Source organism: Massilia rubra, assembly GCF_011682065.1.
GTDB classification, from domain to species: Bacteria; Pseudomonadota; Gammaproteobacteria; order Burkholderiales; family Burkholderiaceae_D; genus Telluria_A; species Telluria_A rubra.
The window spans coordinates 157,388-182,796 of the sequence record NZ_VUYU01000006.1 but is presented as its reverse complement, the minus strand read 5'-3'; the positions used below and the strand labels follow the sequence as shown (position 1 = coordinate 182,796).

At 60.5% G+C, this 25,409-nt stretch carries 25 protein-coding genes and 1 pseudogene; 19 read left to right on the top strand and 7 right to left on the bottom strand.

Features of this window, described 5'->3' with window-relative positions; translation table 11 throughout:
* Positions 1-57 precede the first annotated feature (57 nt).
* Positions 58-870: a pectate lyase gene (locus F0185_RS11170; RefSeq protein ID WP_166888564.1), complete on the top strand. Its 813-nt coding sequence runs from the start codon at positions 58-60 to the stop codon at positions 868-870.
* Between the two features lie 98 nt (positions 871-968).
* Here the strand turns inward: F0185_RS11170 and F0185_RS11165 are convergent, their stop codons facing one another.
* Together F0185_RS11165 and F0185_RS11160 are read right to left on the bottom strand one after the other, a co-directional pair.
* Positions 969-1,472, bottom strand: a complete 504-nt coding sequence (locus F0185_RS11165; RefSeq protein ID WP_167224365.1) for a type II secretion system protein — start codon at positions 1,470-1,472, stop codon at positions 969-971.
* Positions 1,465-2,163 (bottom strand): FadR/GntR family transcriptional regulator, encoded by a 699-nt coding sequence (locus F0185_RS11160; RefSeq protein WP_167224363.1) that lies wholly within the window; start codon positions 2,161-2,163, stop codon positions 1,465-1,467. The genes F0185_RS11165 and F0185_RS11160 overlap by 8 nt, the downstream gene beginning before the upstream one ends.
* A 190-nt stretch (positions 2,164-2,353) precedes the next feature.
* On the opposite strand from F0185_RS11160, the gene F0185_RS11155 reads away from it, so the two are divergent.
* The gene (locus F0185_RS11155) at positions 2,354-3,493 is read left to right on the top strand and encodes a polyamine ABC transporter substrate-binding protein (RefSeq protein ID WP_167224361.1); all 1,140 of its coding nucleotides are present in this window, start codon (positions 2,354-2,356) and stop codon (positions 3,491-3,493) included.
* Positions 3,494-3,765: 272 nt separating this feature from the next.
* On the opposite strand, the gene F0185_RS35170 is transcribed toward F0185_RS11155, so the two are convergent.
* The 3 genes from F0185_RS35170 to ppk1 all read right to left on the bottom strand — a co-directional run bounded on the left by F0185_RS35170 (position 3,766) and on the right by ppk1 (position 6,558).
* On the bottom strand, positions 3,766-3,888 hold the full coding sequence (locus F0185_RS35170; RefSeq protein ID WP_267875850.1) for a hypothetical protein: 123 nt from the start codon (positions 3,886-3,888) through the stop codon (positions 3,766-3,768).
* Positions 3,889-3,972: 84 nt separating this feature from the next.
* Entirely contained in the window at positions 3,973-4,440 is a 468-nt protein-coding gene (gene sixA, locus F0185_RS11150; protein WP_166888573.1) for a phosphohistidine phosphatase SixA, read from the bottom strand.
* Positions 4,441-4,452: 12 nt separating this feature from the next.
* The gene (gene ppk1 / locus F0185_RS11145) at positions 4,453-6,558 is read right to left on the bottom strand and encodes a polyphosphate kinase 1 (RefSeq protein WP_167224359.1); all 2,106 of its coding nucleotides are present in this window, start codon (positions 6,556-6,558) and stop codon (positions 4,453-4,455) included.
* Positions 6,559-6,789: 231 nt separating this feature from the next.
* Here ppk1 and pstS point away from each other — a divergent pair, with 231 nt between their 5' ends.
* The 9 genes and pseudogenes from pstS to F0185_RS11100 all read left to right on the top strand — a co-directional run bounded on the left by pstS (position 6,790) and on the right by F0185_RS11100 (position 15,706).
* Entirely contained in the window at positions 6,790-7,830 is a 1,041-nt protein-coding gene (gene pstS, locus F0185_RS11140; protein WP_167224357.1) for a phosphate ABC transporter substrate-binding protein PstS, read from the top strand.
* A 144-nt stretch (positions 7,831-7,974) separates the two neighbouring features.
* The gene (pstC, locus tag F0185_RS11135; RefSeq protein WP_229476908.1) at positions 7,975-8,958 is read left to right on the top strand and encodes a phosphate ABC transporter permease subunit PstC; all 984 of its coding nucleotides are present in this window, start codon (positions 7,975-7,977) and stop codon (positions 8,956-8,958) included.
* A complete protein-coding gene (pstA, locus tag F0185_RS11130; protein ID WP_167224354.1) occupies positions 8,955-9,815 on the top strand; it encodes a phosphate ABC transporter permease PstA in 861 nt (286 codons plus the stop codon). The genes pstC and pstA overlap by 4 nt, the downstream gene beginning before the upstream one ends.
* A gap of 25 nt (positions 9,816-9,840) precedes the next feature.
* On the top strand, positions 9,841-10,626 hold the full coding sequence (gene pstB, locus F0185_RS11125; protein ID WP_187362493.1) for a phosphate ABC transporter ATP-binding protein PstB: 786 nt from the start codon (positions 9,841-9,843) through the stop codon (positions 10,624-10,626).
* 31 nt (positions 10,627-10,657) lie between these two features.
* Entirely contained in the window at positions 10,658-11,365 is a 708-nt protein-coding gene (phoU, locus tag F0185_RS11120; RefSeq protein WP_166870092.1) for a phosphate signaling complex protein PhoU, read from the top strand.
* A gap of 5 nt (positions 11,366-11,370) precedes the next feature.
* The gene (locus F0185_RS11115) at positions 11,371-12,060 is read left to right on the top strand and encodes a response regulator (RefSeq protein WP_166888586.1); all 690 of its coding nucleotides are present in this window, start codon (positions 11,371-11,373) and stop codon (positions 12,058-12,060) included.
* Between the two features lie 167 nt (positions 12,061-12,227).
* Positions 12,228-13,508 carry a phosphate regulon sensor histidine kinase PhoR gene (gene phoR / locus F0185_RS11110; RefSeq protein ID WP_167224352.1) on the top strand — a complete coding sequence of 427 codons (1,281 nt, stop codon included), beginning with the start codon at positions 12,228-12,230 and terminating at the stop codon, positions 13,506-13,508.
* Between the two features lie 312 nt (positions 13,509-13,820).
* A pseudogene (locus tag F0185_RS11105) lies at positions 13,821-14,078 on the top strand (transposase); the annotation flags it as partial.
* 170 nt (positions 14,079-14,248) lie between these two features.
* Positions 14,249-15,706, top strand: a complete 1,458-nt coding sequence (locus tag F0185_RS11100) for a toll/interleukin-1 receptor domain-containing protein (RefSeq protein WP_167224350.1) — start codon at positions 14,249-14,251, stop codon at positions 15,704-15,706.
* 184 nt (positions 15,707-15,890) lie between these two features.
* On the opposite strand, the gene F0185_RS11095 is transcribed toward F0185_RS11100, so the two are convergent.
* The gene (locus F0185_RS11095) at positions 15,891-16,199 is read right to left on the bottom strand and encodes a hypothetical protein (RefSeq protein ID WP_167224348.1); all 309 of its coding nucleotides are present in this window, start codon (positions 16,197-16,199) and stop codon (positions 15,891-15,893) included.
* A 229-nt stretch (positions 16,200-16,428) separates the two neighbouring features.
* Here F0185_RS11095 and F0185_RS11090 point away from each other — a divergent pair, with 229 nt between their 5' ends.
* From F0185_RS11090 to F0185_RS11075, 4 genes are all read left to right on the top strand, one after another.
* Positions 16,429-17,340, top strand: a complete 912-nt coding sequence (locus tag F0185_RS11090; RefSeq protein WP_167224346.1) for a patatin-like phospholipase family protein — start codon at positions 16,429-16,431, stop codon at positions 17,338-17,340.
* Positions 17,341-17,417: 77 nt separating this feature from the next.
* Positions 17,418-17,825 carry a GlcG/HbpS family heme-binding protein gene (locus tag F0185_RS11085; protein ID WP_167224344.1) on the top strand — a complete coding sequence of 136 codons (408 nt, stop codon included), beginning with the start codon at positions 17,418-17,420 and terminating at the stop codon, positions 17,823-17,825.
* 103 nt (positions 17,826-17,928) lie between these two features.
* Positions 17,929-18,405: a nuclear transport factor 2 family protein gene (locus tag F0185_RS11080; protein ID WP_167224342.1), complete on the top strand. Its 477-nt coding sequence runs from the start codon at positions 17,929-17,931 to the stop codon at positions 18,403-18,405.
* A 40-nt stretch (positions 18,406-18,445) separates the two neighbouring features.
* Positions 18,446-19,195: a c-type cytochrome gene (locus tag F0185_RS11075; protein ID WP_167224340.1), complete on the top strand. Its 750-nt coding sequence runs from the start codon at positions 18,446-18,448 to the stop codon at positions 19,193-19,195.
* A gap of 49 nt (positions 19,196-19,244) precedes the next feature.
* Here F0185_RS11075 and F0185_RS11070 read toward each other — a convergent pair whose 3' ends face one another.
* Complete coding sequence (locus F0185_RS11070; RefSeq protein WP_167224338.1) at positions 19,245-19,658, bottom strand: hypothetical protein; 414 nt, start codon at positions 19,656-19,658, stop codon at positions 19,245-19,247.
* Positions 19,659-19,951: 293 nt separating this feature from the next.
* On the opposite strand from F0185_RS11070, the gene carA reads away from it, so the two are divergent.
* The 4 genes from carA (at position 19,952) to F0185_RS11050 (ending at position 25,371) form a co-directional block, all read left to right on the top strand.
* A complete protein-coding gene (carA, locus tag F0185_RS11065; protein WP_167224336.1) occupies positions 19,952-21,115 on the top strand; it encodes a glutamine-hydrolyzing carbamoyl-phosphate synthase small subunit in 1,164 nt (387 codons plus the stop codon).
* 1 nt (position 21,116) lies between these two features.
* Positions 21,117-24,347 carry a carbamoyl-phosphate synthase large subunit gene (gene carB, locus F0185_RS11060; RefSeq protein ID WP_167224334.1) on the top strand — a complete coding sequence of 1,077 codons (3,231 nt, stop codon included), beginning with the start codon at positions 21,117-21,119 and terminating at the stop codon, positions 24,345-24,347.
* A 95-nt stretch (positions 24,348-24,442) separates the two neighbouring features.
* The gene (greA, locus tag F0185_RS11055) at positions 24,443-24,922 is read left to right on the top strand and encodes a transcription elongation factor GreA (protein ID WP_167224332.1); all 480 of its coding nucleotides are present in this window, start codon (positions 24,443-24,445) and stop codon (positions 24,920-24,922) included.
* A complete protein-coding gene (locus F0185_RS11050) occupies positions 24,922-25,371 on the top strand; it encodes a DUF4149 domain-containing protein (protein WP_167224329.1) in 450 nt (149 codons plus the stop codon). The genes greA and F0185_RS11050 overlap by 1 nt, the downstream gene beginning before the upstream one ends.
* The last annotated feature ends 38 nt before the right edge of the window (positions 25,372-25,409 follow it).

Genomic DNA, 25,409 nt, shown 5'->3' with positions numbered 1-25,409 from the left:
TAAATCCAGCCGTCTCCGCAAGGCGATAGCTGCTTCCTTCATCCACCAGGAGTCATCATGAAACGTCTCAATGCCCTTCTTTTCGCAGTCATCGGACTGTGCATCGCCACCAGCGCATCGGCCGCTCCGGGCAAGCGCGCAGTCCCGTCGTGCACCAAGGTGCTGGTCACGCAAACGACCGAGGTTCCGGCCAACACCACCTTCGATGGCCTGGTCAAATACGGCAAGATGGTTTGCCTGGTGGGTAACACCAAGAAGATGGACGGCAGCCAGTCCGAAAGCCAGATCCCTCACTTCAACCTGGGTGTCGGCGCGACCCTCAAGAACGTGGTGCTGGGCGATCCGGCCAAGGGCACGGGCCGCAACCTGACCGCCGGCGGCGCCGACGGCGTCCATTGCGCCGGTAACTGCAAGATCGAGAACGTGTACTGGGGCGATGTAGGCGAAGACGCGGCCACGCTCAAAGGCGCAGGCACCATGACAGTCAGCGGCGGCGCGGCTTACAAAGCGGCCGACAAAATGTTCCAGAATAATGGCGCCAACAGCAAAATCGTCATCACCAACTTCTATGCGGAAGAAGGCGGCAAGCTGTATCGCTCGTGCGGCAATTGCTCGAGCCAGTCGGCACGCACCGTCACCATCAGCGGCGTGACGATCTATAACGTCAATGCCGGCGTGGGCGTGAACAGCAGCTTCGATGCGTCGAAACTGCCAGCGCTGGCCAAGGCCTACGATGTGGCGACCATGAGCGACTTCGTGTCGAACAAGTCGTCGTCGCGCTGCGCCACCTTTGTCGGTACCTCGAAAGGCAACGAGCCTAACAAGGACACCAACGCCGGCAATATCGCTCGCGCATGCGTCTTTAAGTAATCAGCAATCGGGTTTCAGGTGAGAAGACGGCCTATGTAGCCGGTTTGACCACGCGCACAGGCGATCCCTGTTCGCGTGGTTTTTTTTCGTTCGAAGCGTCAGTCTTCCGGGCGCAAGGTGTCCTTGCAGTTGCCGCCGCACGCCATCGCGTAGGCGAACTGCCAGTCGCAGTAGCGCTTTTGACCATCGAGGTAAACGAAGTCGCCATCGGTGAAGCTGCGCCGGATCGTTGGTGCGCACGAGGCGCTGCGCACGCCCATCACGCCGCCGCCCGGCGCGCGCACCAGCTGCCAGTCGGCCTTGCCGGTGATCGGGTCGGGGTAGAGCTGGCGCAGGTAGCGCTTCATGCCCGGCTGGCGTGGGTCCTGCAACAAATCCTCCAGGCGCGACGGGGCATGGCTGGCATGGCCGTCCGGCGTATTGAGTTCGTATTCGAGAAAGGCGCGGATGTACTGCTTGCCGACGAACAGCAGCTCGGTTTCGGCGTCGCGCTTGCGCGCCAGCTCGCCCACCGACACAGTGGCCGCCGTCGCCACCCCGATCACGGCGATCATCACCATCAGGCCCACATAGGTGAAGCCCGGCGCGCTGTGCCTACGCACGGGAGAAGGTGCGCGTAACGCGTTCAAGGTGTACGCGCATGGCTTGGCGCGCGCCGGCGACATCGTGCGCGGCGATCGCCGCCAGAATATTGCGATGGTCGATCAAGGTCTGCTTGCGCAGTTCTTCGGTCTGGAAGTGTTCCTTGAGCTTGTGCCACAAGGTGCCGCGCTGGTTCCACAGGTAGTCGATCGCGCCCACCAGCGCCGTGTTGCCGGTCGCGCGCGCCAGGGCCAGGTGAAAATTGCGGTCGGCCTGCTCGTTGCTGGCGCGGTCTTCGTGGTCGCGCTCCATTTCCAGCACGGCGGTGAGAATGGCGTCGATGGCCGAATCGGTGGCATTTTTGGCGGCCAGGCCGGCCACCTCGGTTTCGATCATGCGGCGCGCGGCCAGCACTTCGAACGGGCCGGGGCCGACCTCCGGCGCCCGGGTGGCGCTCGCCGCCTGCGCGCTGACGTACACGCCCGACCCGCTGCGCACCTCGACCACGCCGCCCAGCTCCAGGGCGATCAATGCCTCGCGCAGCGAAGCGCGGCTCACGCCCAGGCGCGCCGACAGTTCGCGCTCGGCGGGCAGGCGCTGGCCGGGCTGCATGCTTTCGGCGACGATCAGTTGGGCGATGCTATCGGCCACCACCCGGTACATGCGTGGTTCCGGCGTGCTCGCGTCGAGCGTCGCAGGGCTTGTTTTCATCGTCTGGAGCCGTCCGGGAAGGGGAAAGTGGAAAGGATACCGCAACAGGCCAGATTGTAGATAGCTATGCGCGCCCATGCAAGGCGCTTGCGCGGCGGCGCTTGCCAACCGGGCCGCAATGCCGGATCATTCCAGCAGTGCGTCCCGCACGGGGCATTTATCTGGCGTATATCTATATTCGGAGGCATCAATGGTGGCAGTCAATCGGCACATGCACGCGAAACGGCGGCTCGGCCTGGGTTTGGCCGCGCTGGCGGCGGTTCTCTGGTCGGGCGTTCCGGCCCAGGCCCAGCAGCCCGAGGAAAAAGTCCTCAACATATATAACTGGTCCGACTACATCGCCGACGACACGATCAAGAACTTCACCAAGGAGACCGGCATCACGGTGCGCTACGATGTCTTCGACAGTAACGAAGTCTTGAACGCCAAGCTGGTGGCCGGTAAATCGGGCTACGACATCGTGGTGCCAACCGCACCGTGGGCGCGCCAGCAGATCGACGCCAAGTTATTGCGTAAACTCGATAAATCCAAGCTGCCGAACCTGGCCAATCTCGATCCGGGCATCCAGGCCAAGCTGGCCACGCTGGACCCGAACAATGAGCACCTGGTGGACTGGATGTGGGGTTACACCACGGTCGGCATCAATGTCGACAAGGTCAAGGCCGCGCTGGGCACCACGCCGATGCCGGTCAATGTGTGGGAGCTGATCTTCAATCCGGTGTACACGTCCAAGCTCAAGTCGTGCGGCGTGTCGTTCCTCGATTCGCCATCCGAGGTGTTCCCGGCGGCGCTGCATTACATGGGCAAGCCGGCGTATTCGAAGAACGCGGCCGATTATGCGGCTGCGGGCACGATGCTGCAGGCGGTGCGTCCGAGCGTGACCCTGTTCAGTTCTTCCGGGTATATCAACGACATGGCCAATGGCGCCATTTGCGTGGTGTTCGGCTGGGCCGGGGATATCAATATCGCCCGCCAGCGCGCCATCGATGCGAAAAAGGGCGTCAAGATCGAGGCCCTGGTGCCGAAAAACGGCGCGCCGCTGGTGTTCGACACCATGGCCATTCCGGCCGACGCGCCGCATCCGAATAATGCCCATCTGTGGATGAACTATATTCTGCGTCCGGAAGTGCAGGCCAGCCTGACCAACAAGGTGTTCTTTGCCAATCCGAACAAGGCCGGCATGAAGTTCGTGCGCAAGGATGTGGCGGAGAACAAGAGCGTGTTCCTGTCGGAGGAAGACTTGAAGAAGATGATCCCGCCGGAAGCGGTGCCGCAGGATATTCGCCGGGTGATGACGAGGACGTATACGAAGTTCAAGACCGGGCGTTAAACGGCGCTCGCTCCGTCGCTCCCGCGAAGGCGGGAGCCCAAGTTCGCACCGAAGTCCATGACTGAGCAGAAAACTTGGGCTCCCGCCTTCGCGGGAGCGACGGTGGCAGATGAGCGACGGTGGCAGATGAGCGACGGTGGTGGGTAAGCGACGTTGGCCGGTAAGCGACGGTGGCGGATACGCAACCGTGATGGGTGAGCAACGCTGCATGGCAAAAGCGGCAAGCGCCCTCGGGCCTTGCCGCTTTTGTATCGGCCCTAGTGAGCCAGGTGCTATTCGTGATAGCGGTCTTGCAAGTCGAGCTTGCTGCCGTGAACCTCTTCCACCAGTTCATACAGCACCAAGCCAACCATGCCTCCGAAAATGGCCATGACGAGCATGCTTAACATGATCATGAACCGCCGTTGAGCGATTTCTCCTTTAGTTGATACACCTAAACTTTAGCAGGTGAATACAACAATTCAAGGATTGCGACCGACTTATTTAACAATCAGGTCGGGCGCCATCACGCCTTTCAGATACAGGCTGTAGGGATCGAGCGCCTCGCGCTGCACCAGCCACCAGGCGTTGGCTTTCTTGATCTGCCAGTCCTGCGGATGCCCCGACAGTAGCAGCGCCGCCACCTGGCCCAGAGTCGGCTGGTGCCCGACCACCAGCACCGGCTCGCGTCCGTTCGGCCAGTTGGCCGCCATCAGCACGTCTTCCGGATCGGCGCCCGGCGCCAGCTCGTGCACGATCTTGAACTTGCGCTTGAGCGGTTCGACCGTCTGCAAGGTGCGCAGGGCCGGGCTGACCAGGATGCGGGTGCTGTCGGGCAGCTGCGAGGTGAGCCAGTCGGCCATGCGGCGCGCCTGTTTCTGGCCCTTGGGCGTGAGTGCGCGCTCCATGTCGTCCTGGCCCGCATCGGCGTCGTGCGCCTCGGCGTGCCGCCATAAAATCAGATCCATCGTGTTCTCCTGTCACTCTCCGGTATCGACCGGGTGCGTGCCCAATAATTCCATCAAATGGCGCTGCGCCGAAAACTCCACCTGCTTGCCGCGCACCTTGCGGCGCTGGTAATGCCCGCTCGCGTCGAGCTCCCATGCGTTCGAGTTATCTTTCAGGTAGGGGTTCAATCCTTCCGTGAGCACGCGCCGTTTCAGCGCCTTGTCGAGGATCGGGAAGGCCACCTCGATCCGGCGGAACAGGTTGCGGCTCATCCAGTCGGCGCTGGCCAGGTACACATCGTGCGCCAGGTCGTTGCGGAAATAGTAAATCCGGCTGTGTTCCAGGAAGCGCCCGATGATCGAGCGCACCTTGATATTCTCCGACAGCCCCGGCACGCCGGGTTTCAGGGTGCAGGCGCCGCGCACGATCAGGTCGATCTTCACGCCGTCGTGCGAGGCCGCGTACAGCGCGCGGATCACCGATTCGTCCACCAGCGCATTGATCTTGACGATGATCCGCCCCGGCCGGCCGGCGCGGGCGATCTTCGCTTCGTTGCGGATCGCCTTGATGATTTCGCTCTGCAGCGCGAACGGCGCCAGCCACAAATGGGTCAGCTTGTGCGGCTTGGTCAGGCTGGTCAGGTGGATGAATACTTCGTTTACTTCCTGCGCCATCTCGGCGTGCGCGGTCAACAGGCCAAAGTCGGTGTACAGGCGGGTGGTGGTCAGGTGGTAGTTGCCGGTGCCGAGGTGGGCGTAGAAACGCAGGCCACCGGGATTGCCGTCGGCGTCGGCATCCTCGCGCCGGATCACCAGCGCCACCTTGGCGTGGGTTTTCAGGCCGACCACGCCGTACACCACCTGCGCGCCGGCCTGTTCGAGCTTGTCGGCCCAGTTGATGTTCGCTTCTTCGTCGAAGCGCGCCATCAGTTCCAGGATGACGGTCACTTCCTTGCCGGCGCGGGCGGCCGCCATCAGCGCTTCCATCAGGTCCGAGTGCATGCCGGTACGGTAGATGGTTTGCTTGATCGCCACCACCGATGGGTCGTGCGCGGCCACCTGGATGAAGTCGACCACGGTCTGGAACGACTGGAACGGGTGGTGCAGCAGGATGTCGTGCTTTTTCAGCTGCTCGAAGATGTCGTGGTGCGCGGTCTTTTGCGGCATGCCGGGCACGAAGGGCTCGAAGCGCAACGCCGGCTGCTTCACATGGTCGATCAGCTCGGCCAGGCGCACCAGGTTGACCGGGCCGTCGACCGCGTACAGGCGGCTCTTGTCGAGCCCGAACTGTTCGAGCAGGAATTCGGACAATTCCGGCGCGCAATTCTTGGCCACTTCCAGCCGCACCGAGGTGCCGAACTGGCGACCCTGCAATTCGCCCTTGAGCGCCTGGCGCAGGTTTTTGACTTCTTCCTCGTCGACCCACAGGTCGCTGTCGCGCGTGACCCGGAACTGGGAATAGGCAATCACATCGCGCCCGGTAAACAAGTCTTCGATATGCGAGTGGATGATCGAGGACAGCAGGCAGAACGACATGGCGCCGTTGCTCGACAGGTGATCGGGCAGGCGGATCACGCGCGGCAGCACGCGCGGCGCCTTGACGATGGCGATCCCGGTGCCGCGCCCGAATGCATCCTTGCCGGTCAGCGAGATGATGAAGTTCAGACTCTTGTTGACCACTTGCGGAAACGGGTGGGCCGGGTCGAGTCCGATCGGGGTGAGCAGGGGGCGCACTTCGCGCTCGAAATACTCCTTTACCCAGGCGCGCTGGGCCTCGTTGCGGTCGGTGTGGCGCACCAGGTGGATGCCGTTGGCCTTCAGTTCCGGCAGCACTTCGGTATTGAGCACCGCGTACTGGTCCTTGACCAGATTGTGACATTCGTTGCTGATGCGCGTCAGGTTGGCGATCAGCGCGGGATTTTCAGCAAGGTTGCCCTGGGCAAGCAGACTGGCCACGCGCACTTCGAAGAACTCGTCCAGGTTGTTGCTGACAATGCACAGGTAGCGCAGCCGCTCCAGCAAGGGCAGGGAAGTGTCTTCCGCCTGGGCCAGTACACGGCGGTTGAACGTCAATTGTGACAACTCGCGGTCCAGGAAGATGTTGGCGCGCGCCGGGTCCGTGCTCGATGCAGTTTTCATTATGTCTTTAACTAGTCAGATAGATAATAGTAAACGCCGCCAGTGTAATAAATGAATATGACAAGTCGGTGACACGGGGTGTGAATTGTGTGACATGCCTCGATGACATACAAAGCGTATCATGCAGACAGCAAAACGATTCTTGCAGGATTTCGACCATGTCATAAACATGTCATATTTGCGCGGTAGACTGCGCAGCATTCCACGTTGTATAACCCACAAGGACTTGATATGCGAATGAAACAGTTGTTGGCTTCCATCATCGTTGGCGTTGGCGCATTGGCGGCAGCGAACTCCATGGCTGCGGACATGACCGGCGCGGGTGCGACCTTTCCTTACCCTGTGTATGCGAAATGGGCGGAGTCGTACAAGAAGGCAACCGGCAATGGCATGAACTATCAATCGGTCGGCTCCGGCGCCGGCATCAAACAGATCAAGGCGAAAACCGTCGACTTCGGCGCTTCCGATAAACCGCTGCCAGTCGAAGAACTGGACGCGGCAGGCCTGATGCAATTCCCGGCCATCATGGGCGGCGTGGTCACCATCGTCAACCTGGAAGGCATCGCTCCTGGCGCGATGAAGCTGACCGGTCCGGTCATCGCCGACATCTACCTGGGCAAGATCACCAAGTGGAACGCGCCTGAAATCGCCGCCCTGAACCCGGGTGTCAAGCTGCCGGCCGACGACATCACCGTCGTCCACCGCGCCGACGGTTCGGGCACCACCTTCCTGTTCACCGACTACCTGTCGAAAGTATCGCCCGAATTCAAGACCAAAGTCGGTGCCGATGCATCGGTGAAGTGGGCGGTTGGCGTGGGCGGCAAGGGCAACGATGGCGTCGCCTCGACCGTGCAGCGCGTCAAAGGTGCGGTTGGCTACGTCGAGTGGGCCTTCGCCAAGAAAAACAAGATCGCGCACACCCAACTCAAGAACAAGGATGGCGTGTTCCTGCAGCCGGACGACGAGAACTTCAAGGCCGCCGCCGCCTCGGCCGACTGGGCCAAGGCGCCAGGTTTCGGCGTGGTGCTGACCGACCAGCCAGGCAAGAACAGCTGGCCGATCACCGGCGTATCGTACATCCTGATGCACAAGAGCCAGGCCGATGCCGCCAAGGGCAAGGAAGTCATCAAGTTCTTCGACTGGTCGTTCAAGAATGGTGACGCCGCCGCTGTCGAACTGGACTACGTGCCGCTGCCGGACAGCGTCACCAAGCTGGTGGGCGACTCCTGGAAAGCCAATCTGAAAGATGCGGCCGGCAAGGCCATCTGGTAACAACAAGGGGCGGGAGGGGCGCGTGTGCGGCCCGCCTGCCCATTTAGCATCACTATCGGTATCAATCAACATCATGGCGATCAACATCATGTGGACACCTGGCGAAGTCAATCAATGAGCGCAAACCCAACTATCGCAATGGCCATGAGCAAATCCGCAGCGCATGAGCGCGAACATGCCGCCTTGCTTTCCACCATGCGCAAGCAGCGCATGCAAGATTTCTTCTTTCATAAAGTGACCCTGCTGTTCGCGGCAACGGTCCTGCTGGTGCTTGTCGGCATCATCGTCTCGCTGATCATCGGCTCGGCGCCGGCCTTCAGCAAATTCGGCTTCGGCTTTATCGTCAGCGAAGAGTGGGATCCGGGCAACCAGAAATTCGGCGCGCTGATCCCCATCGTCGGCACCCTGGCCACCTCGGTGATCGCCCTGCTGATCGCGTTTCCGGTCAGCTTCGGCATTGCATTATTCCTTACTGAAATTTGCCCGGTCTGGCTGCGCCGCCCGCTGGGCACCGCCGTCGAACTGCTGGCGGGCATTCCTTCGATTATTTACGGCATGTGGGGCGCCTTCGTGCTGGTGCCGCTGTTTTCGGAATATGTCCAGCCTTTCCTGAAAAGCACGCTGGGCCAGTTGCCGCTTATCGGCAAGCTGTTCAGCGGCCCGATGATGGGCTTTTCGATCCTGGCCGCCGGCGTGGTGCTGGCGATCATGATCATCCCCTTCATCGCCTCGGTCATCCGCGATGTGTTCGAAATCGTGCCAGCCGTGCTGAAAGAGTCGGCTTACGGCCTGGGCTGCACCAAATGGGAAGTCGTGCGCAAGATCGTGCTGCCGTACACCAAGACCGGTGTGGTCGGCGGCGTCATGCTGGGCCTGGGCCGCGCGCTCGGCGAAACCATGGCGGTCACCTTCGTGATCGGCAACGCCAACAACCTGTCCTTGTCATTGTTCTCCGCCGGTAACAGTATCGCCTCGCTGCTGGCCAACCAGTTCGCCGAAGCCGAGCATCCGCTGCATACCTCGTCGCTGCTGGCGACGGCGCTGATCCTGTTCATCATTACTTTTATCGTCCTGTCCGCAGCCAAGCTGATGCTGGCCGGAATGTCACGCAAGGAAGGCGTCAAATGAGCCAGACGATTGTTAACCCTGTCTACCGCAAGCGCCTCTGGAAGCACCGGATCGGCATCACCTTGTCGGTGCTGGCCATGTCGGTCGGCCTGATCTTCCTGATGTGGATTTTGTCGACCTTGCTGATCAAGGGCTTCTCGGCCTTGTCGCTCGACCTGTTCCTGGCCGATACGCCCGGTCCCGATTCCCAGGGCGGCGGTTTGCGCAACGCCATTCTCGGCAGCCTGATGATCGTCGGCCTGGCCACGTTTATCAGCACCCCGATCGGCGTGCTGGCCGGCGTCTACCTGGCCGAATACGGCGAAGAAAACCGCTTTGCCCAGGTCACGCGGTTTGTGACCGACATCATGCTGTCGGCCCCCTCGATCGTGCTGGGGATTTTTGTGTGGACCATGTACGTCAACGTGGCCGGGCACTATTCCGGCTACGCCGGGTCGGTCGCGCTGTCGCTGATCGCCATCCCGGTGGTGGTGCGCACCACCGACAACATGCTGCGCCTGGTGCCGCAAAACCTGCTCGAAGCGGCGTTCGCCCTGGGCGCGCCGCGCTGGAAAGTGGCCACCACCGTGCGCCTGCGCGCTGTGAAGTCGGGCGTGGTCACCGGCGTCCTGCTGGCGGTGGCGCGCATTACCGGCGAAACCGCGCCGCTGCTGTACACGGCCCTCTCCAACCAGTTCTTCAGTTCGAACATGAACGCACCGATCGCCAACTTGCCGGTGATTATCAATACCTACGCGCTCAGCACGGCGGACAACTGGATCAACCTGGCCTGGGCCGCATCCTTGCTGTTGACCTTCAGCGTGTTGTTGTTGAACATCGTCTCGCGTACCATGTTCAGCCAGAAAACCACGAAATAATCGACCGATCCCTCTCATGAGCCCTATGCCTACACCGATGCCTACTGTAACGCCGAAGAACAAGACGATCGAGATTTCCGGCCTGAACTTCTTTTATGGCAAGACGCAGAGTTTGACCAACGTCAATCTCAACATTTACGAAAAACAAGTGACGGCCTTCATCGGCCCGTCCGGCTGCGGCAAGTCGACCCTGCTGCGCACCCTGAACCGCATGTATGACCTGTATCCGGGCCAGCGCGCGGAAGGCTCGGTGATTTACCGCGGCAAGAACATCCTCGACCCGGGCCAGGATGTGAACATGCTGCGCGCCAAGGTCGGCATGGTGTTCCAGAAACCTACCCCGTTTCCGATGTCGATCTACGACAACATCGCCTTCGGCGTGCGCCTGTACGAAGACCTGTCCAAGGGCGAGATGGATGAACGGGTCGAATGGGCGCTGAAAAAAGCGGCGCTGTGGGGCGAGGTCAAGGACAAGCTGTCCAAGAGCGGCCTGTCGCTCTCGGGCGGCCAGCAGCAGCGCCTGTGCATCGCGCGCGGCGTGGCGGTGAAACCGGACGTGCTCTTGCTTGACGAGCCAACCTCGGCGCTGGACCCGATCTCGACCGCGAAAGTGGAAGAACTGATCAGCGAACTGAAACAGGATTACACGATCACCATCGTGACCCACAACATGCAGCAAGCCGCGCGTTGCTCGGACTACACCGCCTATATGTACCTGGGCGAGCTGGTCGAGTTTGGCGAAACCGACCAGATTTTCATGAATCCCGCCCGCAAAGAGACGCAGGATTACATCACCGGACGCTTTGGCTGAGCCACGACAAAACATATTACGGAGAGCAGCAATGATAGGCGAGCATTCATCCAAGCAGTACGATCACGAACTAGAAACCATCCGCTCCAAGGTGTTGCTGATGGGTGGCATTGTCGAGACCCAGTTTCTCGACGCGATGACCTGTTTTCGCATCGGTAACCTCGAACGCGCCGACCGCGTAATCGCGGAAGACGACGAAGTCAACCAGCTCGAAGTGGCGCTCGACGACGCCTGCAGCCACCTGATCGTACGGCGCCAGCCGACCGCCAACGACCTGCGCACGGTCATGGCGACCATCAAGGTGATCACCGATCTGGAACGGATCGGCGACGAAGCGGCCAAGATCGCGCGCACTTCCAAGAACTTGCATGGACGCGGCGCGGTTGGCGTGAACCATTACGAAATGGTGCGCACGATCGCCACCGCCACCTCCGACATGCTGCACGATGCGCTCGACGCCTTCGCGCGCCTGGACGGCAAGCAGGCTTTGCAGCTGATCGCCCAGGATGCGGTGATCGACCACGAATTCCGCTCGATCATGCGTAACCTGATTACCTTCATGATGGAAGACCCGCGCACGATTTCGTCGGCGCTGGACACGCTGTGGGTGGCCAAGGCGATCGAGCGCATTGGCGATCATGCCAAGAACATCGCCGAATACGTCATCTACGTCGTCGAAGGCAAGGACATCCGGCATAGCAAGCCGGCCCTTTTGATTCCCGATCAACCTGTACCCTAATCTCGATGGCAGCCGAAAAAACCACTGTATTAATCGTAGAAGACGAACCGGCCATTGTTGAACTGGTGACCTTTTCCCTGCGTGAAGCGGGCTGGAATGTGTGTTCGGTGCAGAATGTGGCCGACGCCTGGGAATTCATGCAGCAGCGCACGCCGCACCTGATGTTGCTGGACTGGATGTTGCCCGACCAGACAGGCTTGCGCCTGCTCTCGCGCATGCGTTCGGACCGCAACTTCCAGGACATTCCGGTAATCATGCTGACCGCCAAGAGCATGGAAGAGGACAAGATCGCCGGGCTCAACAATGGCGCCGACGATTACGTGACCAAGCCATTTTCGCCGCGTGAATTGCTGGCGCGCGCCAAGGCCCTGTTGCGCCGCAAGAGCCCGGAGCATGACCAGGCGGTCATGAGCGCCGGACCGGTGACCCTGGACCCGGTCAGCTGCACGGTGTCGATCGACAGCCAGAAGATCGACATGGGGCATGCCGAGTTCAAGCTGCTGAAATTCTTGCTGGCGCATCCGGAGCGGGTGTTCTCGCGCAGCCAGTTGCTCGACAAGGTGTGGGGCGACCATGTGGTGATCGAGGAACGCACGGTCGACGTGCATGTGCTCAGGCTGCGCAAGGCGCTCAAGGAATCGGAAAAGCTGATCAAGACCGTGCGCAGCGTGGGGTATATGCTGTCGGAGAAGTGATGTTGTATTCGTATTTAGTAGCGTAATCCGCCGCTTTCCGCCCGTCGTTCCCGCGAAGGCGGGAACCCAAGTTCGCAGCGCTTCTCGTGGCTGCTCATGGAACCTTGGGTTCCCGCCTTCTCGGGAACGACGGGGTAGTAGCTTGAACAAAGGACACCCCCCGCAACATGAACCCCAAACTGCTGTTCTGGATCCCCGCGCTGTTGCGCATGAGCTTCATCCTGCTTGGCGCGGGCGTCTTCTGGTGGCTGTTCGGGCTGGTCTACGGCCTGGCCGTCGCCTTTTTGTCCGTCTTCGTCCTGCTGTTCATCCAGCTCTCTTACCTGCACCAGCTCGGTAACTGGCTGGACGACCCGCATTCCGGCAAGCTGCCCGACGGCTGGGGTTCCTGGACCAATATCTTCTCGCGCCTGTACCGCCTGCGCCGCGACGACGAACGTAACCAGGCCGAGCTGACCGAATGGCTGGCCCGTTTTCGCCAGGCCATGCACCTGCTGCCCGACGGCGTGGCCATCATGGACGACGTGCTGTTCCTCGAATGGTGCAACCCGGCCGCCGAACGCCACCTGGGCCTGACCCTGGAACGCGACAAGGGCATGCGCGTCACCAACCTGATCCGCCATCCGGATTTCATCGACTACATCATCCTCGGCCGCTACGAAAACCCGCTGACCCTGAGTTTTCGCGACCGCAAGCTGATCTGCCAGATCATCCCTTTCGAAAACCGCCGCCAGATCCTGGTCACGCACGACGCCACCGAAACCCAGCGCATCGAGGAAATGCGGCGCGACTTCATCGCCAACGCCTCGCACGAACTGCGCACGCCGCTGACGGTGATCGTCGGCTTTTTGGAAATCGCGTCGAGCGAAATGAACCTCGACCCGGAAACGCGCATGTCGCACCTGAAACTGATGACCGAGCAGGGCCACCGCATGCAGCGCCTGATCGAAGACATGCTGACCCTGTCGCGCCTGGAATCGATGGATTACCCCTTGCGCAGCGAATCGGTCGATATTGCCGCGCTGATGGAGCAGGTGGTGCAGGAGGCGAGGGCGCTGTCGGGCGGCAAGCACCAGATCACGTCGAGCGTGAATGGGCCGGGCATTTCGGGCAATGCGGAAGAATTGCGCAGCGCCTTCGGCAACCTGGCCTCGAACGCGGTGCGCTACACGCCGCCGGGCGGCACCGTACACCTGGCCTGGCAAATGGGTCCGAATGGACCGCAGTTCGTGGCCAGCGATACCGGCATCGGCATCGACCAGAAGCACATCGCGCGCCTGACCGAACGGTTTTACCGGGTCGACAAGAGCCGCTCGCGCGAAACCCAGGGCACAGGACTGGGCCTGGCGATCGTTAAGCACGTGCTGCTGCGCCACGGCGGCAACCTGACCATCAAGTCGGAAGCGGGCAAGGGCAGCAGTTTTATCGTGTCGCTGCCGGCGGCGTAAGCCATTTGCCGTCGTGCTGGAAGTTCTGGATGAAGTCGGTCAGCTTGGCGGTGGTATTGGCTGCCGGTTCCGTGATGAGGAATACTTCCTGATCGGCGGTGGTATTGGCTGCCGGTTCCGTGATGAGGAATACTTCCTGATGTTTTCTGGCGACAGGTATGCCAATGGCGGCCTCCAGGGAGGCGCTGATTTACTCCGCCACCCATGCCCCCGGCGGGGCGACGACCTGAGACAATATCGAGGTATCCAACCGCCTCGCCACCGATCATGCAAAAGAGTTTTTCTGACCTCTAATACGCTTCCAAGAAGAAGCTGACACGGCGCGACCGTTTTCTCGCCGAGATCGACAGCGTATCGCCATGGGAGAAGCTGCACAAGCTGATTGAACCGTTCTATCCAAAGTTGGTGGGCGCAGGTCGTCCGCCAATCGGACTGGCGCGCATGCTGCACATGTATGTGGCACAGCAGTGCTTCGGTCTGTCTGATGAAGGCATTGAAGATGCGATCTATGACAGCCAGTCCATTCGTGCATTTGTCGGTATCGATCTGGGCCTGGAAACCGCGCCCGATATTAGGTGCAAGCTGTCATGCTTCTTGCCATCGCGCAGCTATTCAGGCAAAGTGGGGCCTAAACAAAGTTTGAATTCTGAATATCTGAGGAGTGCTTTACGCACCCATTTCCCACTGACCTCGATTGAGGTACGGGGATCTAACTGTTCTGATCTGAATAGACTGTCCATATGAGCGCATCCACTGAGCACCCCAAAGTTTTTATTTCCTATAGCTGGACGACGCCAGAACATGAGCAATTTGTAATTGACTTTGCGACAACTTTGCGCGGTCATGGAATTGACGCAGTTCTGGATAAGTGGGACCTTAAGCCGGGACACGACAAATACGTATTCATGGAATCAATGGTAGTGGACCCTAGCGTCAATAAGGTGCTGGTAATCTGTGACCGGAAATACCAAGAGAAGGCCAACTCACGGGCGGGCGGCGTCGGCACAGAATCCCAAATCATTTCGCAAGAGCTGTATGGCCGAGTGAAGCAGACTAAATTCGTCCCTGTGGTCTGTGAATACGACGACGACGGACATCCATGCCTTCCTGTGTTCATGAAAGGACTGATCTACATCGACGTATCCAACGACGAACAGTATGGCGCTGGACTGGATGAGCTCCTTCGATTGATTTACGAGCAGCCGTTCCATCAAAAACCGAAACTCGGCGGCGTACCATACTTTGTCTCAAGCTCAGGAGCAAGCTATGTGAAGGAGCTTGGTGCCGCGCTACGGGCAATTCAAGATGGCAAGCCAAACCGCCATGGCCTCGAAGCACTTTTTATCAAAAGCCTGCTCTCGGAAGTTACTAAGCTATATGTTACCCCTGAAGGAGATGATTATGATGAAGGGGTGTTTCAAGCTATTTCGTCTACTAAATCGCTGCGGGACCAACTGGCTGAGTATGTAGAAGGCGTGGCTGCATTTTCGGGGGACGACACAAGTTCTTTGGCCCCATTTCTTAAGCTGATGGAGGGATTGGGCGCACATTTCGGTCCACCTACAAATCAGGGAAGCTTTTACCCTGGCTGGGCTGACCTGTACTACTTCTTTGCTTACGAAGCGTTCTTAATTCAAGCTGCTGCCCTTCTACGACACAGTTGTTGGAAGTGCCTACGGCGCCTTATGAGCGCAGTCTACGTAATTCAAAGTTCTCGTCAAAGCGCTACCGCAGCGGAAACCTTTGTCGCTTTCGATAAGGAGATGGTCTCGCTTGACGAGCATCGGAACAGACGATTGACGTTGAAGCGAGTCTCCGTAGTCGCAGATATATTGAAGGAGCGTTGCTCGACAGATAAAGCTTCTTTCCCTGAGATCATGGAGGCTGACGTTTTTCTCATGTTGGGTTCAGTTGCATCGTCATTTCCCCCCACGCCTGCCGGCGAATGGCCACGGATCTGGAGAGCGCGGACCACCATTTACTCGTCCTACGGAAATAAGTTCAAAATGTTCCTTCGCGCCGCAGATGAAGACACCCGAACCGGTATTCGCACCGCAATTGGCGTTACTTCCGGTCGCGATTTGCAGGCTCGACTGGAAACCGCAACAACAAGATTCCCGGAGCTTGGCCGGAATGGCGGATTCCATGATAACTTCAACTTTTTGGAGGCAATCAACTTCAACGAATTAGTGAAATGACGCGCCGCTGCGGATATTTGACTATGTGTCGACTCAATTTCCTTACTTGAATGTGTCAGCTGCTACGTGATTATGGGAAAGACCTTCCAATAGACGCGCACCTTGGCGGTTCGTCAACGACACGATAAATTAGCTTAGGAAGCTCAATATGACTTCGCCAGGCGGGCGCAGGCGGCGGGGTGGTTTATAGCGTCGGATTCTTTGTATCGCCCGGTTTGACCTTTGCTGACTTCTGGATTGAGCAGATCGCCTCGCAAACGATGTTGTCAGAGGCGCTGCGAAAGGCGCGCACATCGTTGTCGCTTAAGGACGTCTGTACCGCTTTCTTGCTCAATCGCGCGCCACCGGTCCCCTTGGGCGCGTTTGGCGCTGAATGATCAAAGCGCGGAATGCCTTGGAAAAATTTGGCCAAGGCCGTAGGCGATGAGCGGTTGTTTGCGTCATACCTACAAGCTTCGCGGGCCGAACAAACCCACACATATTTTGAATTCATGCACTACACCAGCACAACGTAAAAAACGGCCTCAGTTTGTTGGATACTGCTTCGACTAACTTAAACGTGGATGAGCTCGCTGCCCCTACGGATCATTGCCAGCATTGTTTTTTTGGCATAAGCAATTATGCCCTTTTATTGCAGACCCAATAAACTATGCTCTCCCGCCGACAGCCTTGCGTTCCCGGGAGCAGGTACAATCGTGGTCTTCGCTTCTTTGACGACCACTATGTTCACCAAACGCCGTTCCCTGATCGCCCTCGCCGTGTTGCTCGCCGGCTGCGGTACGACCACTCCTCCCGCCACCAAACCGGCCGCCGTGCTGCAACCGGCCGCCGCCGCCGTGCCCAAGAAAATCCGCATCGGCCTGGCCTTGGGTGGCGGCGCCGCGCGCGGCTTCGCCCACATTGGCGTGATCAAGGCGCTCGAAGCGCAGGGCATCTTTGCCGATGTCGTGGTCGGCACCAGCGCCGGCAGCGTGGTCGGCGCCATGTATGCCGCCGGCAACGATGGCTTCGCCCTGCAAAAGACCGCCATGGAAATGGATGAGGCCGAAATTTCTGACTGGGCCATGCCGCTGTTCGGCAAGTCGTCCGGCGTGCTCAAGGGCGACGCCCTGCAGAATTACGTGAACAAGGCCGTCAAGAACGTGCCGATCGAAAAGCTCAAGATCCCTTTCGGCGCCGTTGCGACCGACCTCAACAACGGTCAGCCGATCCTGTTCAGGCGCGGCAACACAGGGCAGGCGGTGCGTGCTTCCTCGTCCGTGCCGAGCGTGTTCCAGCCGGTGCGCATTGGTGACCGCTCGTATGTCGATGGCGGCCTGGTGGCGCCGGTGCCAGTGCGCTTCGCGCGCGAAATGGGCGCTGATTTCATTATCGCGGTCAATATTTCGAGCCAGACCGATGCGCAGGCGGCTGTCAGCTCGCTCGAAGTGCTGATGCAGACCTTCGCCATCATGGGCCAGCGCCTCAATCACTACGAGCTCAAGGATGCGGATGTGGTCATTACGCCGAACCTGCCGAAAATGGGCAGCAACGACTTTGCCGGCCGCAACCGTGCCATCATGGCCGGCGAGCAGGCCGCCGCGGCGGTGATGCCGCAGATCAAAGCCAAGCTCAAGGCGCGCCAGCAGTCATAAGGGCTATAGCCAATCCGATATCGGCAGGCCGCGCGCTTGCCGTAAAATTGCCCGCATTAATCACTTGGGATATCAACATGCCATCGAAACCGTACCTGAACTTCGCCGACGTCCAGAAAATCGCCGCCGCCGCGCAAGCCGAAGCCGTTGCCAACAACTGGGCGGTGACCATCGCCATCTGCGACGATGGCGGCCATCTGCTGTCCTTGCAACGCCTGGACGGCGCCGCGCCATTGTCGTCGCACATTGCACCGTCCAAGGCCAAGACGGCGGCGCTGGGCCGGCGCGAGAGCAAGGTCTATGAAGACATCATCAACAACGGCCGCACAGCGTTCCTGACGGTGCCGTTCATCGAAGGCATGCTCGAAGGTGGCGTGCCGGTGATCGTGGACGGTCACGTGATCGGCGCCGTCGGCGTCTCGGGCGTGAAATCGGACCAGGATGCGCAGATCGCCAAGGCCGGTATCGCCGCGCTGGCGCAATAAAGAAGGGCGACGGCCGCCCTGATCCGGTTTTCGGGGCGGCTCTGCGCAGGGCCGGTTCGGATGCGATCGCTTATTCTGTGCTTCCCCCTCCAGGAGAATCCACATGACTGAATCGGAAAACCGTCCGCCCCTGCCTGCCTTTACCCACGAATCGGCCACGCTCAAGGTGCGCCTGGCCGAAGATGGCTGGAACTCGCGCGATCCGGCCCGCGTGGCGCTGGCCTACACCGCCGCCAGCCGCTGGCGCAACCGCGCCGAATTCGTCACCGGGCGCGAGGCCATCGTCGGCCTGCTGACGCGTAAATGGGTGCGCGAACTCGACTATCGCTTGATCAAGGAGTTGTGGGCCTTCGGCGGCAACCGCATCGCCGTGCGTTTCGCCTACGAGTGGCGCGACGACGCCGGCAACTGGTTCCGCTCCTACGGCAACGAGAATTGGGAATTCGACCAGCACGGCTTGATGGCGCTGCGCCACGCCAGCATCAACGACCTGCCGATCCGCGAGCAGGAGCGCAAGTTCCATTGGCCGCTCGGGCGCCGCCCGGACGATCATCCGGGGCTGAGCGCGCTGGGTTTGTAAACAGGCCCCGCCTCGGCGCCTGACGATGTTAAGGAGCGCTATGAACACCATATGCAAGGCCTCGCTGGTGTCGCTTGCCATGTTCTGCATCCTCGGCAGTGCCGGCGGCGCGGCGCGAGCGAGCGATGAATCCGGCGAGCAGCTGTTTCGCCAGGAGAAATTTGTCGCCGCCGAGCGGGCATGGACCAAGGCCGCCAGGGCGGGCGACCTGCGCGCCCAGTACATGCTCGGGCTGGCGCTGATCTCTGGCCGGCAGTTTCCCCTTGATGAACAACGCGGGCTGGCCTACCTCGCCGCGCTCTCCGATCGAGGTCATGGCGACGCGACCTACGCGCTGTACGGTTATCGCCTGCGCAAGCACCTTGTGTCGGCGGCGGACGCCACCGCTTTGCTGGAAAAAGCCGCCGCCCAGGGCAGCGTCAATGCCCAGGCTGAACTTGAACTGCCAAGCGGGGAGCGTGGCTTGCAAATGGCCGGCGACGAGCTCGACCTAATGGTTCCGGCGCGCGTGAGCAAGCTCGAGGCCGCCGGCCACGCGGGCGCGCTCGTGCGGGGACGCAAGGTGTATGAGGAATCGTGCCAGGTCTGTCATGCGCAGGGCCTGGTCAACGCCCCGCGCCCGACCGACCGGCCGGTGTGGGAACTGCGTAACAAGCAAGGTTTCGATGTGCTGGTGAAGCACGCGATCGATGGCTTCAGGGCGCATCCACCCAAAGGGGGCATGCCGGCCCTGACGGGCGACCAGGTGCGCGATGCGGTGTTTTACATGAGCTCGGGCCGGTCGAAGTGATGGCGGGCCGGGCGCGCACGCGGCATGCGCCCCAGGCGGGGGCTTGTCCTCAGGCGTGAATCAGCGGCCCGGCAGGCGCCGAGTCGACCGCGTTGGTGCGTTCCAGCCAGCCCAGCAGCAATTCCATGTCGCGCACCTCGATTTCCGGCCCCTGGACGAATCCCACCTGCGCCAGGTTGCTGGCATCGCACACCAGCTTGTTAACAGTGGGCGAAAGCTCGACCATTCTTCCGTAGGCCTTCCACACCTTGCTTTCCCATTTGTGCAGGCTCGAATCGTTGAAGCGGTTGTTTTCGAAGTAGACCGTGACCGAGCCGTCGCTGTTGCCGAAGCCGACCATGCCCGAGCCGTTTTTCAGCATCTCCTTGACGGCGTCTTCCGCGTTAGTCTTGGGCACGAATACCGCTGCCCGCCCGCCCGGGTTGGGGCGCTCCATCGGCGTATCTCTTCCAAATGTAGACATAATCACATTTCCTGATAAATGGTTTGCCCGAGGATGCTGTCTCAAATGTATAGAGGACGGTTGGCAATGTCCAGTAAAAGCGCGAAAAGCGATGCAAATGCATCCGCCGGCGATTGCCGGAAAGGCCGCGTTGCGCTATAATTTGGAGGTTTAGCCATTCATACACCTACCGTAGCGACTACCCACTATCCCTCATTCAAAATGACACCATCCCCCAGCGCTAAGCGCACCGGGGAAACCATGGTCGTCGGTCTGACGTGGCGCAGCTACGGTAACTTTATCAGGAGTTGCCCTTGCCGCCATTTTTTTCTGGCCCCGCCGTTCCAGCCATCCTGGCTCTCGCCGATGGAACGATATTTAAAGGTATTTCCATTGGCGCCGCCGGCCATACTACCGGGGAAGTCGTGTTCAACACGGCCATGACCGGTTACCAGGAAATCCTGACCGATCCAAGCTATTCGCGCCAGCTTGTCACGCTGACCTATCCGCACATCGGCAATACGGGCGTCAATCCGGAAGACGTCGAGGCAAGCAAGGTCCACGCCGCAGGGCTGATCATCCGTGACCTGCCGCTGCTGGCGTCGAACTTCCGTTCGACCCAGTCGCTGTCGGACTACCTCAAGGCCGAAAACATCGTCGCCATCTCCGGCATCGACACCCGCAAGCTGACCCGCCTGTTGCGCGAAAAAGGCGCGCAGGGCGGCGCCATTTTGGTCGGCACGCAGGGCAACGAGCCTTCGCAGGTGCAGGCGCTGGAACTGGCGCGCTCCTTCCCGGGTCTTGCCGGCATGGACCTGGCCAAGGTGGTCTCGACCACCGCCGCCTACGAGTTCACCGAGACCGAATGGAAGCTCGGCGAAGGCTACGGCAAGCTGACCGATGCCAAGTTTCATGTCGTCGCTTTCGACTACGGCGTCAAGCGCAACATCCTGCGCATGCTGACCGAACGTGGCTGCAAAGTGACCGTGCTGCCGGCCCAGGCCAGCGCCGCCGATGCGCTGGCGCTCAATCCGGACGGAATTTTCCTGGCCAACGGCCCGGGCGACCCGGAACCGTGCGACTACGCGATCGCGGCCAGCCGCGAGTTGATCGAGCGTGGCATCCCCACCTTCGGCATCTGCCTCGGTCACCAGATCATGGCGCTCGCTTCCGGCGCGCGCACGCTCAAGATGAAGTTCGGCCACCACGGCGCCAACCACCCGGTGCAGGATCTCGATTCGCGCAAGGTGATGATCACCTCGCAGAACCACGGTTTCGCGGTCGACGCGCAAACCCTGCCGGCCAACTGCCGTGTGACCCACGTATCGCTGTTCGACGGCTCGCTGCAGGGCTTTGCCCGCACCGACAAGCCGGCCTTCTGCTTCCAGGGCCACCCTGAAGCGTCGCCGGGCCCGAACGATGTAGCTTACCTGTTTGACCGCTTCATCAGCATGATGCAAGCCGCGGAGATTAAATAATATGCCAAAGCGTAGTGACATTAAAAGTATTCTGATTATTGGCGCAGGCCCGATCATCATCGGCCAGGCTTGCGAGTTCGATTATTCCGGCGCCCAGGCGTGCAAGGCGCTGCGCGAGGAGGGCTATAAAGTCATCCTCGTCAACAGCAACCCGGCGACCATCATGACCGACCCGGAAATGGCGGACGTGACCTACATCGAGCCGATCACCTGGAAGGTCGTCGAGCGCATCATCGCCAAGGAGCGTCCCGACGCCATCCTGCCGACCATGGGCGGCCAGACCGCGCTCAACTGCGCGCTCGACCTGCACAACAACGGCGTGCTCAAACAATACAACGTGGAGCTGATCGGCGCCTCGCCGGAAGCCATCGACAAGGCCGAAGACCGCTCCAAGTTCAAGCAAGCGATGACCAAGATCGGTCTCGGTTCGGCGCGTTCCGGCGTGGCGCACTCGATGGAAGAATCGTGGGCCGTGCAGCGCGAGATGGGTTTTCCGACCATTATCCGTCCCTCGTTCACCATGGGCGGCACAGGCGGCGGCATCGCCTACAACGAAGAAGAATTCGAGACCATCTGCAAGCGCGGCCTGGAAGCGTCGCCGACCAAGGAACTGCTGATCGAAGAGTCCCTGATCGGCTGGAAAGAGTACGAGATGGAAGTGGTGCGCGACAAGGCGGACAACTGCATCATCATCTGCTCGATCGAAAACCTGGACGCCATGGGCGTGCACACGGGCGACTCGATCACCGTGGCGCCGGCCCAGACCCTGACCGACAAGGAATACCAGATCATGCGTAACGCCTCCCTGGCGGTGCTGCGCGAGATCGGCGTCGACACGGGCGGCTCGAACGTGCAGTTCGCGATCAACCCGGCTGACGGCCGCATGATCGTCATCGAAATGAATCCGCGCGTGTCGCGTTCGTCCGCGCTGGCCTCGAAAGCGACCGGTTTCCCGATCGCGAAAATCGCGGCCAAGCTGGCGGTGGGCTTCACGCTCGACGAGCTGCGCAACGAAATCACCGGCGGCGCCACGCCAGCCTCGTTCGAACCGTCGATCGACTACGTCGTGGTCAAGATCCCGCGCTTCACGTTCGAAAAATTCCCGGCTGCCGACCATCACCTGACCACCCAGATGAAGTCCGTCGGTGAAGTCATGGCGATTGGCCGCACCTTCCAGGAATCGTTCCAGAAGGCCCTGCGCGGCCTGGAAGTGGGCGTCGATGGCCTGAACGAGAAAACGCGCGACCGCGAAAAGATCGAAGAAGAACTGGGCGAACCCGGCCCGGACCGCATCTGGTACGTGGGCGACGCCTTTGCCCAGGGCTTTACGCTGGAAGAAGTGCATCAGCTGACCCACATCGATCCGTGGTTCCTGGTGCAGATCAAGGAAATCGTCGACATCGAACTGTGGCTCGACAATCAAAAGCTCGAATCGATCGACAAGCCGACCCTGTACAAACTGAAGCAAAAAGGCTTCTCGGACCGCCGCCTGGCTTTTCTCTTGCACACGAGCGACAAAGTGGTGCGCGAGACGCGCCATGCGATGGGCATCCGTCCGGTGTACAAGCGGGTCGATACCTGCGCGGCCGAATTTTCGACCGACACCGCGTACATGTACTCGACGTATGACGAAGAGTGCGAGTCCAACCCGAGCGACAAGAAAAAGATCATGGTGCTGGGCGGTGGCCCGAACCGCATCGGCCAGGGTATCGAATTCGATTACTGCTGCGTGCACGCGGCGCTGGCGATGCGCGAAGACGGCTACGAGACCATCATGGTCAACTGCAATCCCGAAACCGTCTCGACCGACTACGATACCTCGGACCGCCTGTATTTCGAGTCGCTGACCCTGGAAGACGTCTTGGAGATCGTCGCCATCGAAAAACCGGTCGGCGTGATCGTGCAGTACGGCGGCCAGACGCCATTGAAACTCGCGCTCGACCTGGAAGCGAACGGCGTGCCGATCATCGGCACCTCGCCCGACATGATCGACGCGGCCGAAGACCGCGAGCGCTTCCAGCAGATGCTGCAAAAAATGGGCTTGCGCCAGCCGCCTAACCGCACCGCGCGCACCGAGCCTGAAGCACTGGCGCTGGCGCAGGAAATCGGTTATCCGCTGGTGGTGCGTCCATCGTACGTGCTGGGCGGGCGGGCCATGGAAATCGTGCACGAACAGCGCGACCTGGAACGCTACATGCGCGAAGCGGTCAAGGTATCGCACGATTCGCCGGTGCTGCTGGACCGCTTCCTGAACGACGCCATTGAGGTCGACGTCGACTGCATCTCCGACGGCGAAACCACCTTTATTGGCGGCGTGATGGAGCACATCGAGCAGGCCGGCGTGCACTCGGGCGACTCGGCCTGTTCGCTGCCGCCGTATTCGCTCTCGCAAGAGACCATCGATGAACTCAAGCGCCAGACCTCGCTGATGGCCAAGGGCTTGAACGTGATCGGCCTGATGAACGTGCAGTTCGCGATCCAGAAGACGGAAGTCGATGGCGTGATGACTGACACGGTCTTCGTGCTGGAAGTGAACCCGCGTGCTTCGCGCACGGTGCCGTTCGTGTCGAAAGCGACCGGCCTGCAACTGGCCAAGATCGCGGCCCGTTGCATGGTCGGCCAGACCTTGGAGTCGCAGGGCATCACCACCGAAGTCGTGCCGCCGTTCTACAGCGTGAAGGAAGCCGTGTTCCCGTTCGTGAAATTCCCTGGCGTGGACACCATTCTCGGACCCGAGATGAAGTCCACCGGTGAAGTCATGGGCGTGGGCATGACCTTCGGCGAAGCGTTCGTCAAGTCGCAGATGGGCGCCGGCGTCAAGCTGCCCGAATCGGGCAAGGTGTTCCTGTCGGTGAAGGGCTCGGACAAGCCGCGCGCGGTGAAAGTGGCGCGCGACCTGCAGTCGATGGGCTTCCAGGTCGTCGCGACCAAGGGCACGGCGGCGGTGATCACCGCGGCGGGCATTCCATGCCAGGCCGTCAACAAGATGATCGAAGGCCGTCCGCACATCGTCGACATGATCAAGAACCACGAGATCGCGCTGGTGATCAACACGGTCGAAGAAAAACGCAGTGCGATTGTCGACTCGCGCCAGATCCGGATTTCAGCTTTGGCCGCGCGCGTGACGACATACACTACAATAGCGGGTGCGGAGGCTGCGGTCGAAGGCATGCGTCATCTCGACGAGTTGCGGGTCTACGATTTACAAGGCCTGCATAAAACCTTAAACTAAGCGGCACGCAGTACCCCTGACCACAGGGCGCGCGACGGGAAGCATCCGGCGCGCGCCCTGTGGTTTTCACTTTTCAGTAGAAACGCGAATACGACATGAACACATCAGTTCCACTTACCAAATACGGCGCCGAACTGCTCAAGGACGAGCTGCATCAGCTCAAGACCAAGGAGCGCCGCATTGTGATCGACGCGATCGCCGAGGCGCGCTCGCATGGCGATTTGTCCGAGAACGCCGAATACGACGCCGCCAAGGAGCGCCAGGCATTCGTCGAAGGCCGCATCGCGGAGCTGGAAGGCAAATTGGGCGCCGCGCAGATCATCGATCCGACCACCCTGGACGCCGAAGGGCGCGTGGTGTTCGCCTCCACCGTCGACCTGGAAGACCTGGATAACGGCACCAAGGTGACCTACCAGATCGTCGGCCTGGACGAAGCGGACTTGAAGCTCAATAAAGTGTCGGTCACCTCGCCGATCGCGCGCGCCTTGATCGGCAAGTACGCCGGCGACGTGGTGGAAGTGCAGGCGCCATCCGGCCCGCGCGAATACGAAATCCTCGAAGTCAAGTACATCTGATGCTGCTGGCGCGCGCCCGCCTGCTGCTGGTGACGGCGTGGGCGGGCAGTTTGTGGACGGTGGGCTACCTGGTAGCCCCGACCTTGTTCCGCACCCTGTCCGACAGCGTGCTGGCGGGGACCATTGCCGGCAGCATGTTCAGGGCCGAAGCGATGGTGTCGCTGGTGTGCGGCGTGGGGCTGCTGGTGTTGCTGGCGCTGGACAAGGGCGTCGATGCCAAGCGGCGGCGCATGCTGTTGCTGGTGGTGGGGTCGATGTTGGCCTTGATGGCGGCCAGTACGCTGGGACTGGGGCCGATGATGGCTCAGTTAAAAGAAGCGGCGCCGGGCGGCGTGATGGAAGCGGCCGCGCGCAAGCAGTTCGGCATGCTGCACGGGGTGTCGATGGTGTTGTATTTGATACAGAGCGTGCTGGCGGCGGTGCTGGTGTTCAAGAACCCGAGACAGTAACCTGGATTCCTACAGGTCGCGTCACAGCCACGTCGTTT